Annotated in this window: 12 protein-coding genes and 1 pseudogene; 8 read left to right on the top strand and 5 right to left on the bottom strand. The window is 70.4% G+C overall.

Annotated features, from left to right (window positions below):
- Positions 1–43: 43 nt before the first annotated feature.
- From AAH991_RS37610 to pdhA, 3 genes are read right to left on the bottom strand one after another with little or no spacing between them, the layout of a single operon-like run.
- A complete protein-coding gene (locus AAH991_RS37610) occupies positions 44–1,504 on the bottom strand; it encodes a dihydrolipoamide acetyltransferase family protein (RefSeq protein ID WP_346230725.1) in 1,461 nt (486 codons plus the stop codon).
- A 16-nt stretch (positions 1,505–1,520) separates the two neighbouring features.
- Positions 1,521–2,495 (bottom strand): alpha-ketoacid dehydrogenase subunit beta, encoded by a 975-nt coding sequence (locus tag AAH991_RS37605; RefSeq protein WP_346230724.1) that lies wholly within the window; start codon positions 2,493–2,495, stop codon positions 1,521–1,523.
- A complete protein-coding gene (gene pdhA, locus AAH991_RS37600; protein WP_346230723.1) occupies positions 2,492–3,583 on the bottom strand; it encodes a pyruvate dehydrogenase (acetyl-transferring) E1 component subunit alpha in 1,092 nt (363 codons plus the stop codon). The genes AAH991_RS37605 and pdhA overlap by 4 nt, the downstream gene beginning before the upstream one ends.
- 298 nt (positions 3,584–3,881) lie before the next feature.
- On the opposite strand from pdhA, the gene purS reads away from it, so the two are divergent.
- The 5 genes from purS (at position 3,882) to AAH991_RS37575 (ending at position 8,162) form a co-directional block, all read left to right on the top strand.
- Positions 3,882–4,127 (top strand): phosphoribosylformylglycinamidine synthase subunit PurS, encoded by a 246-nt coding sequence (gene purS, locus AAH991_RS37595; protein ID WP_346230722.1) that lies wholly within the window; start codon positions 3,882–3,884, stop codon positions 4,125–4,127.
- 174 nt (positions 4,128–4,301) lie between these two features.
- Positions 4,302–4,751 (top strand): ATP-binding protein, encoded by a 450-nt coding sequence (locus AAH991_RS37590; protein ID WP_169981829.1) that lies wholly within the window; start codon positions 4,302–4,304, stop codon positions 4,749–4,751.
- Between the two features lie 172 nt (positions 4,752–4,923).
- Complete coding sequence (purQ, locus tag AAH991_RS37585; RefSeq protein WP_346230721.1) at positions 4,924–5,607, top strand: phosphoribosylformylglycinamidine synthase subunit PurQ; 684 nt, start codon at positions 4,924–4,926, stop codon at positions 5,605–5,607.
- Between the two features lie 86 nt (positions 5,608–5,693).
- Positions 5,694–7,949 carry a phosphoribosylformylglycinamidine synthase subunit PurL gene (purL, locus tag AAH991_RS37580; RefSeq protein WP_346230720.1) on the top strand — a complete coding sequence of 752 codons (2,256 nt, stop codon included), beginning with the start codon at positions 5,694–5,696 and terminating at the stop codon, positions 7,947–7,949.
- A gap of 60 nt (positions 7,950–8,009) precedes the next feature.
- Entirely contained in the window at positions 8,010–8,162 is a 153-nt protein-coding gene (locus AAH991_RS37575; protein WP_346230719.1) for a hypothetical protein, read from the top strand.
- Between the two features lie 185 nt (positions 8,163–8,347).
- Here the strand turns inward: AAH991_RS37575 and AAH991_RS37570 are convergent, their stop codons facing one another.
- Entirely contained in the window at positions 8,348–10,456 is a 2,109-nt protein-coding gene (locus AAH991_RS37570; protein ID WP_346230718.1) for a M6 family metalloprotease domain-containing protein, read from the bottom strand.
- A gap of 108 nt (positions 10,457–10,564) precedes the next feature.
- Here AAH991_RS37570 and AAH991_RS37565 point away from each other — a divergent pair, with 108 nt between their 5' ends.
- The 3 genes from AAH991_RS37565 to AAH991_RS37555 are packed head-to-tail and all read left to right on the top strand — an operon-like array spanning position 10,565 to position 12,357.
- Positions 10,565–11,734, top strand: a complete 1,170-nt coding sequence (locus tag AAH991_RS37565; RefSeq protein WP_346230717.1) for a PucR family transcriptional regulator — start codon at positions 10,565–10,567, stop codon at positions 11,732–11,734.
- A 15-nt stretch (positions 11,735–11,749) separates the two neighbouring features.
- Complete coding sequence (locus AAH991_RS37560; protein ID WP_346230739.1) at positions 11,750–12,028, top strand: type II toxin-antitoxin system RelE/ParE family toxin; 279 nt, start codon at positions 11,750–11,752, stop codon at positions 12,026–12,028.
- Positions 12,025–12,357 carry a helix-turn-helix domain-containing protein gene (locus tag AAH991_RS37555; protein WP_346230716.1) on the top strand — a complete coding sequence of 111 codons (333 nt, stop codon included), beginning with the start codon at positions 12,025–12,027 and terminating at the stop codon, positions 12,355–12,357. The genes AAH991_RS37560 and AAH991_RS37555 overlap by 4 nt, the downstream gene beginning before the upstream one ends.
- 224 nt (positions 12,358–12,581) lie before the next feature.
- On the opposite strand, the pseudogene AAH991_RS37550 reads toward AAH991_RS37555, so the two are convergent.
- Positions 12,582–13,173, bottom strand: a pseudogene (locus AAH991_RS37550) (hypothetical protein); the annotation flags it as partial.

Genomic DNA, 13,173 nt, shown 5'->3' with positions numbered 1-13,173 from the left:
AACCTCACTGGTTCAGATCTTGCATTCGACTTGGGCGGGGCGTTCAGCTCCAGGCGAGCATCCGGAGGGGGTCCTCCAGCATGGCGCCGACGTCACGCAGGACGTAGGAGCCGAGCTCGCCGTCGACCACGCGGTGGTCGAACGACAGCGCCAGCGTGGTCACCTTGCGGACCGCGAGCTGCCCGTCGACCACCCAGGGCATGTCCCTGATCTGGCCCACGGCGAGGATCGCCACCTCTCCCGGGTTGAGGATCGGCGTGCCGGCGTCGACGCCGAAGACGCCGACGTTGGTGATCGTGATCGTGCCCCCGCTCAGCTCGGCCGGTTGGCACTTCCCGGCCCGCGCCCGCTCGGTGAGCTCGCCGAGCGCCCGGGCGAGATCGGGCAGCGACATCGCGTCGGCGTCCTTGATGTTGGGCACGATCAGCCCGCGATCGGTGGCCGCGGCGATGCCGAGGTTCACGTAGTGCTTGACCACGATCTCCTCGCCGGTCCACGACGCGTTGGCCATCGGATGCCGTTTGACCGCGGTGATCAGGGCCTTCGCGACCAGGAGCAGCGGGGAGACCTTGACCTCGGCGAACTCGGGCAGCGTACGCAGCCGCCGGACCGCCTCCATCGTCTCGGTCACGTCGACCTGGAGCCACTCGGTCACGTGCGGGGCCGAGAACGCGCTGGCCACCATCGCCTGCGCGGTCGCCTTCCTGACCCCTCTGACCGGGATGCGCTCCTCCCGCGCGCTCGTGTCGCGCCCGGCGGCCGGGGCGAGGGCGGGCGCCGCCACCGCCGCTTCCACGTCGGCCCGGGTGATCGACCCCTGGGGGCCGGTGCCGGTGAGGGCGGCCAGGTCCACGCCGAGGTCCTTGGCGAGCTTGCGCACCGGCGGCTTGGCCAGGACGCGCGCCCGTACGGACGCCCCGGCGCCGTCGCCCTGTGCCACCCCGGCCACCGATGCCACCCCTGCCGCGGTCGCCGGAACGGTCGCGGCAGGGGCAGCGGCCGGCGGCGCCGGAGCGGCGGGCACGGACGGAGCGGACACAGACGGAGCGGACACAGACGGAGCGGGCGACGCCGGTTTGCGGGGGCGGCGGCGGGTGGCGCTCGTCTTGACGCCGTACCCGACCAGCACCGGCTGGCGCTCCTCCTTCGCCGACGCCTGAGCCGGAGCCGGAGCAGAGGCGTGGGCCGGGGCCTGTGCCTTCCGCACGTCCGGAACCATGTCGTCGGCCAGCGCCTCCCGGCCCGGGCCTGCGCTGTCGCCGCCCACGCCGTCCTCCACCGAGATGATCGGTGCGCCGACGTCGACCGTCTGGCCCTCGCCGGCCATCAGTGCGGAGACGGTGCCCTCGTACGGGCACGGCAGCTCGACGACGGCCTTGGCCGTCTCGATCTCCACGATCGTCTGGTTGATCTTCACCGAGTCACCCGGGGCGACGTGCCACTTGACGATCTCGGCCTCGGTCAGTCCCTCGCCCACGTCGGGGAGTCTGAACTCGCGCAGCATGGCAGATCCCTCCCCCTCAGTACGCGAACGAGCGGTCCACGGCGTCGAGCACGCGGTCCAGGTCGGGCAGGTAGTGGTCCTCCAGCCGGGACGGCGGATAGGGCGTGGAGAACCCGCCCACCCGCAGCACCGGCGCCTCCAGGCTGTAGAAGCAGCGCTCGGTGACCCGCGCCGCGATCTCGGCCCCGAAGCCGGTGAAGACCGGGGCCTCGTGGACGACGACGCACCGTCCCGTCCGCGTCACGGACTCGGTCAGGACATCCATGTCGAGGGGGTTGAGCGAGCGCAGGTCGACGACCTCGACGCTCCGCCCGTCCTCCTCCGCCGCCGCGGCGGCCTCCAGGCAGGTCTTCACCATCGGCCCGTACGCGACCAGCGTGACGTCGCGGCCCTGCCGTACGGTCCGGGCGCGGTCGAGCGGCAGGCCGGGGGCGGCGAGGTCGACGTCGGCCTTGTCCCAGTAGCGGCGCTTGGGCTCGAAGAAGATGATCGGGTCGTCGCAGCGGACGGCGTCCTGGATCATCGTGTACGCGTCCGCCGGGTTCGAGCACGCGACCACCCGCAGGCCCGCGGTGTGGGTGAAGTACGCCTCGGGCGACTCGGAGTGGTGCTCGACCGCCCCGATGCCGCCGCCGCAGGGGATGCGTACGACGACGGGCAGCTTGAGCGCGCCGAGCGACCGCAGCGGCATCTTCGCGAGCTGGGTGATGATCTGGTCGGCGGCAGGGAACACGAACCCGTCGAACTGGATCTCGCACACGGGCCGGTAGCCGCGCAGGGCCAGGCCGATCGCCGTGCCGATGATGCCCGACTCGGCGAGCGGCGTGTCGATCACACGGTCCTCGCCGAAGTCCTTCTGCAGGCCGTCGGTGACGCGGAAGACGCCGCCGAGCTTGCCGACGTCCTCTCCCATCACGAGCACCTTGGGGTCGTCCTCCATGGAGCGGCGGAGGCCCTCGTTCAACGCCTTGGCGAGAGTCAGAGTGGTCATCGCTCGAACCCCGCCAGGTAGGTCAGGTACTGCTCGCGTTCCTCGTCGAGGAGTGCGTGGGCGCCGGCGTACACGTGATCAAAGATAGCCCCGGGCGGCGGGTCGGGCAGCGCGAGGCACCGGCTTCGCACGTCCTTGCCGAGTGCGTCGGCCTCGGCGTCGATCTTCTCGAAGAACTCCTGGTCGGCGAGCTGGTTCTTGAACAGGTACGCCTTGACCCGCTCGATGGGGTCCTTCAGCTTCCACGCCTCCAGCTCGTCCGCGAGGCGGTAGCGGGTGGGGTCGTCGGAGGTGGTGTGCGCGCCCATCCGGTAGGTGAACGCCTCGATCAGCGTGGGCCCCTGCCCCTCGCGGGCGTTCTGCAGCGCCCGGCGGGTCACGGCGAGGCAGGCGAACACGTCGTTGCCGTCGACCCGGATCCCCGGGAAGCCGAAGCCGGACGCCCTCTTGTACAGCGGAATCTTCGACTGCTTCTCCAGCGGCTCGGAGATGGCCCACTGGTTGTTCTGGCAGAAGAAGACGACGGGGGCGTTGAACACCGATGCCCAGATGAACGACTCGTTCACGTCGCCCTGGGAGGTCGCGCCGTCACCGAAGTAGACGATCGTGGCCGCCTCGGCGCCGTCGCGCTGGACGCCCATGGCGTACCCGACCGCGTGCAGGGCCTGCGAGCCGATGACGATCGTGTAGAGGTGGAAGTTGTGCTCGGCCGGGTCCCATCCGCCGTTGCTCACGCCGCGGAACAGGCCGAGCAGCTTGACCGGGTCGACGTCGCGGCACCAGGCCACGCCGTGCTCGCGATAGGTGGGGAAGGCCATGTCGGCGTCCGTGAGCGCCCGCCCCGAGCCGATCTGCGCGGCCTCCTGCCCGAGCAGGGACGCCCAGATGCCGAGCTCTCCCTGCCGCTGGAGCGCGACGGCCTCCAGGTCGATGCGGCGGACGAGGACCAGGTCACGGTAGAGGGAGCGGACCTCCTCCGCGGTCAGCTCGATGTCGTAGTCGGGATGCTCGATCCGCTCCCCTTCCGGGGTGAGCAGTTGGACGAGCTCCGGGGGTGCGTCTACACCGCGAGGGGCGTCGGCTGTCACGTGCCACTCCTGTGCGTGTCGGGCCCCCGCGGGTGGGGTCACCCCCGCAGGAAGGCCGGGTCGTCTGGCGGACGGTCGCTGGGGTGGGCGACCGGGCGCATATGTGGACATCGTGGCAGAAGTCACACCCCTTAGCGCAAGACCCCGCCCGCCCGTCCACACTTCTCCGATTCCCGGACCGCGGGACGCCACACTCCCCGGTGCCGGGGCCACAGGGGGCGTGGCGACAAGGCGGCACTAGGCTTGACCCAGGCGGACCCCCCGAAACCGGCGGGCCTATTCGAACTGGAGGAACATCGTGGCGCGCGTCATCGTCGACGTCATGCTCAAGCCGGAGATCCTCGACCCGCAGGGCCAGGCGATCGCCCGGGCGCTGCCGCGACTCGGCTTCTCCGGGGTCGCCGGGGTGCGGCAGGGCAAGCGGTTCGAGCTCGAGCTGGACGGCCCGGCCGACGAGGCCGCACTTTCGGACGTCCGAAAGATGGCCGAAACCCTGCTCGCCAACACGGTCATCGAGGACTTCACGATCCACGTCGAGAGGTGAAGTGGCGCATTTCACACCACTATTCCCGCTGCTTATCAACCCCTAATCGGGCTTCGGTCCCTCTCGAACCCTCCTATACGGCACGCCCTGTTTAACAGGGACGTGATTTTGCGGTTAGCCCTGATTCATCGGGGAAGCCTACCTTGGTGACCTTCGACACCGGGGAGGGGTCCGGTGGATATTGAGTTCTCACTGGCGATGCCACGGGATGCGATCGGCATCCCGATGGTCCGCCGGGTGGTGGGAGACGCGCTCCGGTCCCTCGGAGTGACCGAGGAGTGCGTGTCCGACATACTCCTGGCGACGTCCGAGGCGTGCGCCAACGCGGTACGGCACGGTGGTCCTGCCAACCGTTACGAGGTCATGGCCACCATTGGCAACGGCCGCTGCGAGTTGCGCGTCGCCGACGAAGGCGAGGGGCTGCACATGATCCCCCGGCAATATCCGCCGGCGGAGACCGAGAACGGGCGGGGCATCCTGATCATGCGTGCCGTCGTGGACGATCTCTCGTTCGACATCACGCCCGGGCGCGGCACCACTGTGCGCCTGTGCAAGGAGCTCGACTGGGACGAGGACGCCATCGCCCACCACCTCACCCTCGATCGGCACCTCGCCGGGGTCTGAGGACCCCGGCGACCCACCGCGCCGGGGCTCGGGGAACCCCGGTGTGACGAGTGATCCGGAATGGCCTCCGCGAGGGGAGCCGATTTGGCGGCTCCGATACCCTGAGGTGTACCGCCACTGACCGCCGTCCGGCACATGAGACGGTGGCGTGCGCCTTGGAGGGAATACTGTCATGAGCGCTGCCCGGGTGGGCGTCGTCACCTTCCCCGGAACACTCGACGACCAGGACGCCGCGCGAGCCGTACGGCTGGCCGGAGCGGAGGCCGTGCCCCTGTGGCACGCCGACCACGACCTCAAGGGAGTCGACGCCGTCTTCCTGCCCGGCGGGTTCTCCTACGGCGACTATCTTCGCTGCGGAGCGATCTCCCGGTTCTCCCCTCTCATGACCGAGCTGATCCCGGCCGCCCAGGCCGGGCTGCCCGTGCTCGGCACCTGCAACGGTTTCCAGATCCTCTGCGAGGCGCACCTGCTGCCGGGCGCGCTCACCCGCAACGAGGGCCTCCACTACATCTGCCGCGACCAGCGCATCCGCGTGGAGAGCACGCGTACGGCGTGGACGGCGGACTTCACCGACGGCCAGGAGATCGTGCTGCCGATCAAGCACGGCGAGGGCCGTTACGTCGCCGACGCCGGCACGCTCGCGGCGCTGGAGAGCGAGGGCCGGGTGGTCTTCCGTTACGCCGGCGGCAACCCGAACGGCTCGCTCAACGACATCGCCGGGATCACCAACGAGGCCGGGAACATCGTCGGTCTCATGCCCCACCCGGAGCACGCGGTCGAGGACCTGACCGGCGCGCCCAGCGTGGACGGCCGCCACTTCTTCACCTCGATTCTGAAGAGACTGGTGAACGCATGACCGGGAGCGAACCCGACGCAGTGAGCGGAGTGGCGGGCCGAGGGACGAGGGACGCCGCGGAGCGAACGAGGAGCGGTGAGCGACCAATGAACACGGATTCCGTGAGGCGCGCGCAGGAGACGCCGGACGAGCGCCAGCCGTACGCCGAGCTGGGCATGAAGGACGACGAGTACCAGCGCGTACGCGAGATCCTCGGGCGCCGGCCGACCAGTTCCGAGCTGGCCATCTACTCGGTGATGTGGAGCGAGCACTGCTCCTACAAGTCGTCGAAGGTGCACCTGCGGCAGTTCGGGACCAAGGCGCCCAAGTCGGAGGCCCTGCTCGTCGGCATGGGCGAGAACGCCGGCGTGGTCGACATCGGCGACGGCTGGGCAGCCACCTTCAAGATCGAATCGCACAACCACCCGTCGTACGTCGAGCCGCACCAGGGCGCGGCGACCGGCGTCGGCGGCATCGTGCGCGACATCATGTCGATGGGCGCACGGCCGATCGCGGTCATGGACTCGCTGCGCTTCGGCGGGGCCGACCAGCCCGACACGCGGCGCGTGCTGCCGGGCGTGGTCGAGGGCATCAGCCACTACGGCAACTGCCTCGGCCTGCCCAACGTCGGCGGGGAGGTCGCCTTCGACCCCTGCTACATCGGCAACCCGCTGGTCAACGCCCTGTGCGTCGGCCTGCTGCGCAAGGACCAGATCAAGCTGGCCACCGCCCCCGGGCCGGGCAACAAGGTGGTGCTGTTCGGCGCGCGGACCGGCGCGGACGGCATCGGCGGCGCGTCGGTGCTGGCTTCGGCCACCTTCGAGGACGAGTCGCAGGCCAAGCGGCCCGCCGTTCAGGTGGGCGACCCGTTCATGGAGAAGCTGCTGATCGAGTGCTGCCTGGAGCTGTACCAGGCGGACGTGGTCGTCGGCATCCAGGACCTCGGCGCGGCCGGGGTGTCCTGCGCCACGACCGAGCTGGCCGCCAAGGGCACCGGCGGCATGCAGGTCGACCTCAACCTCGTCCCGCTGCGCGATCCCACGCTGCGGCCCGAGGAGATTCTCATGAGCGAGTCGCAGGAGCGCATGATGGCGGTCGTCACGCCCGACGACATCCCCGCCTTCATGGCGATCTGCGACAAGTGGGACGTCCCGGCGACCGTGATCGGTGAGGTCACCGACACCGGCAGGCTCGTCATGACGTGGGACGGCGAGGTGATCGTCGACATCCCGCCGGGCACCGCCGCCGACGAAGGCCCGGTCTACGAGCGCCCGTTCCACGAGCCCGCCGGCCAGGCGGCGCTCAACGCCGACGGCCCCGAGCGCCTGCCCCGTCCCGAGGACCTGCGGGGGACGCTGCTCACCCTGCTCGGCTCGCCCAACCTCGGGTCCAAGGAGTGGGTGACCTCCCAGTACGACCGGTACGTCCGGGGCAACACGGTCCTCGCCCAGCCCGCCGACGCCGGCATGCTGCGGATCTCCGAGGTCATGCCCGGCGCCCAGGAGACCACCCGGGGCATCGCGCTCGCCACCGACGGCAACGGCCGCTACGCGAAGCTCGATCCGTACACGGGAGCCCAGCTCGCGCTGGCGGAGGCGTACCGCAACGTGGCGGTGACCGGCGCGACGCCGCTCGCCGTCACCAACTGCCTCAACTTCGGCTCGCCTGAGGACCCCGAGGTCATGTGGCAGTTCTCCGAGGCCGTGCGCGGGCTCGCCGACGCCTGCCGGACCCTCGGCGTCCCGGTGACCGGCGGCAACGTGTCGTTCTACAACCAGACGGGCTCGACCGCGATCAACCCGACGCCGGTGGTCGGCGTGCTCGGCGTGATCGACGACGTGGCGCAGCGGGTCCGGTCCGGCTTCACGGCCCCCGGCCTGCGCGTCCTCCTGCTGGGCGAGACCCACGAGGAGTTCGGCGGGTCGGAGTGGGCGCACGTCGTCCACGGCCACCTGGGCGGCCTGCCGCCGCAGGCGGACCTGGAGGCCGAGCGCGGCCTGGCGGCGGTGCTGACCGAGGCGGCGGCCCGCGGGCTGCTCGAGGGCTCGCACGACCTGTCCGACGGGGGTCTCGCCGTCGCCCTGGCCGAGGCGTGCCTGGCCCAGGGCGTCGGCTGCACGGTGACCCTGCCGGGCGAGGACGCCTTCGTCGAGTTGTTCAGCGAGTCGGCCGCGCGGGCGCTGGTGTGCGTACGGCCCGAGGCGTTCGACGCCCTCGCCGACCTGTGCGCCCGTCACGAGGTCCCCTGCTCCGGGCTCGGCCTGACCGGCGGCTCCGCGCTCACGGTCGAGGGCGTACTCGACGTCCCGGTCGAGGAGCTTCGCGAGGTCCACTCGTCGGCGCTCCCGCGCTTCTTCGGCTGATTCCGATCGAGTGAAGGCCCTTCCGGACGGATCGTCCGGAAGGGCCTTCGCCTGTACGCCATGACCCTCGCCTTCACCGCCAGCCGGGTGCTGCACCTGTCGGCGGTGTGGGGAGCGATGGCTCTCATGTTCGGCCCCGTGGCCAACGCCTACTTCCGCAGCGTCCGCGGCTCCGCTCACGCGCCGGGCAGCAATTCCGCGGCGACTCGGTAGAGCGCGTGACGGCCGGACCCCGCCCCGTGGCCGCGCGCCGCAGTCCCTGCCGGCCGTGCTCCACGTTCACGGTTCACCCCGACCGGTGTGCGGCGACGCCAACCCTCCGGCACACCCCGGACCGATGGCCCTGGCACCCGCCGCGGGGTGCCGGAGAGGTGGCCGGGAGGGCGGGCGCGGTCACCCTAGAGACCGATGACGTGGCACTTCGCGGTCGCGGTCTTGGCGGGGTCGCTCTCCGAGGTGGCCGTGAGGGTGACGGTGGCCAGGCGGCTGCCGCCGTCGGCGCGCTGGGCGTGGACGGTGACGTCGTCGTGCGCGCCGAAGCCGACCGCGGTGAGGGCGTTGGGCGTGATCACCGACCAGCCCTTCCCTTCGACCTTCGCCTGCAGACGATAGACGTCGCTGTTGAGGTACGTGCCGGCGTCCTCGGGGTGCTGCCCCTGCGCCGGCGCCGCCTTGCCGGTGTTGAACAGCGGGAACCGGCAGGTGGACAGGCCCTTCTGGGCCCCGGGGACTCCGGCGCCCGGAAGCAGCTTCACGCCCCGCTTCTGCGGGCCCGACCCGTCCAGCGAGCGGACGGCGACCGTGTACGACAGGGTCCCGTCGCGGCCGCGATGCGGGTCGATGACATAGAAGTGCAGGCGGTTGGCCTGGTCCACGTACTCGTACCGGCTGCCGGAGTCGGTGCCGGCGTGGAAGAGGGCGTCGGCGAGCTGCCGGTAGTCGCCGATCGTGATCGGGACCTTGGTGCCGTCGGGCAGCACGTAGTCGGTCATGCCGATGTCCTGCGGGTTGGCGTCGATCACCCACTCGAACGGCGCCCTGTCCTGGTCCTTGGTCTTGGCCAGCAGCACCCCGGCGTCGGGGGTGAACGAGTCGGTCCCCATGCGGTCGACGACCTCGACCGTGTAGTTGTCGTAGCCGCCGCCGTCGCACAGGGGGTCGGTCGCGGTGTTGCACGACCCCGTGGACTTGTCGCCGGTGCCGAAGGCGATGTTCACGCCCGTCAGGCCGTTCGTGCCCGGCTGGACGGCGCGGGCCGTGACGTCGGCGACGACGAGACCCGACTGGGCGAGCGCGTCACGCGACAGGCGCAGGACGTTCTGCTCGTCCACCATGTTCAGCTTGATCTTGTTGCGCAGCATGTGCTGGGCGCCCATGGACGCGCCCGCCGTGGGCGGGATCAGCCAGCGGCTGTGCGGGCCGCCCGGGCCGTTGAAGCTGCCCCGGCTGAGCATCTCCCAGATGCCGGTGTACGCCCGGCGCATCGGCGTGCCGTACGGATTGTTGTAGTTGTCCGCGATGCCCATGATGTGGCTGAACTCGTGGGCGAACGTCCCCATGCCGGAGCTCTCGGTCTGGACCGAGTCGACGCCGAAGCGCGCGTTCGGCCAGAACGTCGAGCCCGCGGCCCACGACGTCCAGTCCACGTAGCGGGTCCTGGACCAGTTGGGCAGGCTCGGGTCCGGCGGGCCGAACTCGTCGGTGACGTCCTCCTTGGCGGGGAACTTCATCATGCCGAACTCCTGCCAGGTCGACGACTCGTCCTGTCCGGCGCTCAGGTAGAAGACGAAGTCGAACCGGCCCGCCACCTCCTGGCCGACGTCGTCCAGCCAGGCCGTGTTGCCGTCCGTACGCAGGTTCCTGGTGCAGTCGTCCCCCGCCGGGCACGCGTCCCGTTGATACTCCATGCCGTACTCGTACGACTTGCCCGGCATTGTGTAGGGGCCGAACGCGGTGAGGTCGACGCCGTACCGGCCGCCGGAGTCCTCCATCCAGTATTCGTGCAGCGTGTGGCCCTTGTTGAGCTGGTTGGGAGTGTTGAGGAAGTCCTGGTAGAACCTGGCGACCTGGTCGCGGGGGATGTCGTGGGCCTCGGCGCTGGGATTGCCGAAGACCGTCGAGTTCCGCGGCTGGGTGACCACGAACGGCTGGTTGGGGTAGTCCACCAGCACGAGCGCGCCCTTGAAGGTGCGCGTGGAGCCCTTGACCGCCGGGTTCGCCCAGTCGGTGCCCGGGATCTTCCGGTAGTCCGCCCACGTCATGTGGTCGGGGTTCTTCCAGTTCTGCGGGTCGATCGGCGCGACGACCCGGGACGGACGGCCGCGCAGGTTCTGTGCTTCGTCCGGCTGGTCGCGCTGCCAGGGCTGGGTCTGGGGCCAATGGTCACGACGCCAGGGAAGGCCGGGGTCCTCGCCGGGGGCCGCGGACGCGGGAGCCGCCGTCAGCGCGAGCGGTGCGAGCGCGATGGCCGCCACTATGCCCGGGAACAGCGTTTTTGAGAGTTTCACGAATTATGACGCTAACGCGACTATTGACGCAGATCATCGGTCACTTGTAGGGAAGACCAGCGGGCGCTTCCCCTACAGATGTCGAAGCGTCCAGGTGGAGGCCGAGTGATGGATCTGCAGCGCATCGTGGACGAGCTCGCCCTTCGCCTGGAAAGACCTCTGCTGCTCGAGGACGGCCGCCAGCGTGTCGTCGCCTACAGCGAGCAGGACGGGCCGATGGACGACGTCCGCCGCCAGTCGATCCTGCGCCGCCACACCACTCCCGACGTACGCGACTTCCTGCGCTCGGCGGGCATCCACGAGGCGACCGGGCCGCTGCGCACACCCGGCGCACCGGAGCTGGGTCTGCTGCCGCGCGTCTGCGTTCCCGTACGGCACGACGGCATGCCGCTCGGCTTCCTCTGGTTCATCGACGCGGCCCCGGCCATGACCGAGCCGGAGATCGCGGTCGCGGCGGAGACGGCGCCCAGCCTGGCCCTGTCCCTGTTCCACGAGAGCCTGGCCTCCGAACTCGCCTCGCGCCGCGAACTGGAGGCCGTCACCGGACTGCTGCTCCGCGAGCCGGACGCCGACAGGACACTGATCGAGGCGGGCGCGTTCCCGCCTGGCGTGCCCGTGACCGTGGCGGTCGCCCGGCCCCCCGCCGGCGAGGCCGGCGAGACCCTGCGGCTGACGCTGGAGCGCGGGCTGCTGGCCCTGCGGCGGCGCCTGGCCAGGCACCATCCTCTGCACCTGGTGCGCTACGACCACGCCGTCCTGCTCACCGCGGGCACGAGCGCCTTCCCCGAGGAGATGCACGCCGCCCTCGGGACGCCCGTCCTGGTCGGGATCGGCTCGCCCCGCCCCTCGCTCTCCCTCGCGGCCGAGTCGTACGAGGAGGCCCTGCACGCCGCCGAGATCGCCGCCAAGGTGCCGGAGTTCGGGCGCTCGGCCGAGTGGGGCCGCCTCGGCGTCTACCGCATGCTGGCCGGCATGCCGCACGGCAACCTCCATCCCGGGCTGGCACGGCTGCTGGACGAGGCCCAGCACCGGCCGCTGCTGGAGACTCTGGAGATCTACCTCGACCTCGCCGGCAACGCCCAGGCCGTCTCCCGCAGGCTCCGCCTGCACCGCACGTCTCTCTACTACCGGCTGCGGCGGGTGGAGGAACTGGCGGAGACCGACCTCAGGGACGGAGGAGAACGGCTGAGCCTGCATCTCAGCCTCAAACTCGCCCGCCTCTCCGGCCGCTACCGCCCCTCCCTTCTCCCTGTCGCAACCGAAAGCACCGACCGGTAATAGGTCGAAGAGGCGCTGGACGAACTCGCCCTGCAGGGCCCGAAGCTCGGCCGTCCTCTGGTCGACCGGATCCACCACTCGCGCGTCCTGCACAACTTGAAGGAACTCCGCCCTCGTGTACCCGGTAATAGTGAGATTCGCCTGCTGTTCGTCTTCGATCCGACCAGAGAGGCGATCGTGCTGGTCGCCGGGGACAAGTCAGGAGAATGGAACCGCTGGTACCGAACGGCGATCCCCCTGGCGGAAGCACGCTATGCCGCATACCGTGCCGAGGAGAAGAAGGAACTGGGATGAGCGAGTTCGTGAAGTGGTCCGACACCAAGGCCCGCATTCGGGAGATCGATCCTGACTGGGACTCGCCGGAACGGGTCGCCGCCCGGGAAGCCAGCCGCGAGCAGCTACGGGCCGAGTTGCGCGGGGCTCAACTGGCGGAGATGCGCAAGCGCCTGGGAGTGTCGCAGAAGCTCCTGGCGGAACGGATGGGCGTGAGCCAGGCACGAGTATCGCAAATCGAGCATGGCCAGATCGGCGGACTCGACACGCTCCGTTCCTACCTGGTGGCGCTGGGAGGAAGGCTCGACGTGGTGGCCGACTTCGGGGATCACTCGGTGAAGGTCGCCTGAGTTCCCCCGATCGTCACCTTTCGCAGTGCCGTTCGGACAGCGAACGCCTTCAAAACTCGTCAAGCATCGCCGGCTGCCGGACGTCCCTGGTCGCGGAACCGACGAAGGCCCTTCCGGTAACCCCTCCGGAAGGGCCTTCGCAGTCGCCGTACGCCAACGCCTCGTCGCGTACGGCAAGCATGGGCGGCGTGTCGCGGAGCCGCATGGACTCCGCCGGCACGCTCTTACGAGATCTTGGTGCAGATGGCGTAGACGAGGCTGATTCCGCCGCCGCCGCCGGTGCCCGTCAGCTCGACCCTCCAGCCGTTCTCGCTCATGTAGCTGCCCGTGACGGTCCTGCTCGAGCTGACCCTGTAGCCGCCGCCGGTGACCGTCTCACCCGCCGCGCAGGAGACGAACCCGCTGTTCCCCGAGATGGACCCGCTCGCCATCCGCGAGCTCAGGGCGGCGGCGCCGCCGCCGGAGTCACCACCCTGGCCCTTGAGCCACTTCAGGAAGTCGGCCTCGTCCTTGGCGGTGCAGGTGCCCTTCTTCCAGATATCGCAGGCACTCTTGCCGTCCTCACCGGGCAGGCCGCGAGGACCGGTGTCGCCGGCGGGACCACGATCGCCCTCGGCGCCCGCGGGACCGGCCGGACCGGCGGGACCACGATCGCCCTCGGCGCCCCTGGGACCGGTGTCGCCCTTGTCCCCCTTGGGACCGGTGGCGCCGGTGTCACCCTTCGGGCCCTCCGGTCCGCGCGGACCGGCCGGGCCCTGCGGGCCGGTGTCGCCCTTGTCGCCCTTCGCGCCCGTGTCACCCTTGGCGCCGGTGTCA

It is taken from the genome of Microbispora sp. ZYX-F-249, from assembly GCF_039649665.1.
GTDB lineage: Bacteria > Actinomycetota > Actinomycetes > Streptosporangiales > Streptosporangiaceae > Microbispora > Microbispora maris.
This window is presented reverse-complemented; position numbering and strand designations above follow the sequence as displayed.

Excerpts from the sequence above, each read along its gene's own strand:
- AAH991_RS37610 (WP_346230725.1), bottom strand. The coding sequence starts at position 1,504 with ATGCTGCGCGAGTTCAGACTCCCCGACGTGGGCGAGGGACTGACCGAG.
- AAH991_RS37605 (WP_346230724.1), bottom strand. The coding sequence starts at position 2,495 with ATGACCACTCTGACTCTCGCCAAGGCGTTGAACGAGGGCCTCCGCCGC.
- purQ (WP_346230721.1), top strand. The coding sequence starts at position 4,924 with ATGAGCGCTGCCCGGGTGGGCGTCGTCACCTTCCCCGGAACACTCGAC.
- purL (WP_346230720.1), top strand. The coding sequence starts at position 5,694 with ATGAACACGGATTCCGTGAGGCGCGCGCAGGAGACGCCGGACGAGCGC.
- AAH991_RS37575 (WP_346230719.1), top strand. The coding sequence starts at position 8,010 with ATGACCCTCGCCTTCACCGCCAGCCGGGTGCTGCACCTGTCGGCGGTG.
- AAH991_RS37565 (WP_346230717.1), top strand. The coding sequence starts at position 10,565 with ATGGATCTGCAGCGCATCGTGGACGAGCTCGCCCTTCGCCTGGAAAGA.
- AAH991_RS37555 (WP_346230716.1), top strand. The coding sequence starts at position 12,025 with ATGAGCGAGTTCGTGAAGTGGTCCGACACCAAGGCCCGCATTCGGGAG.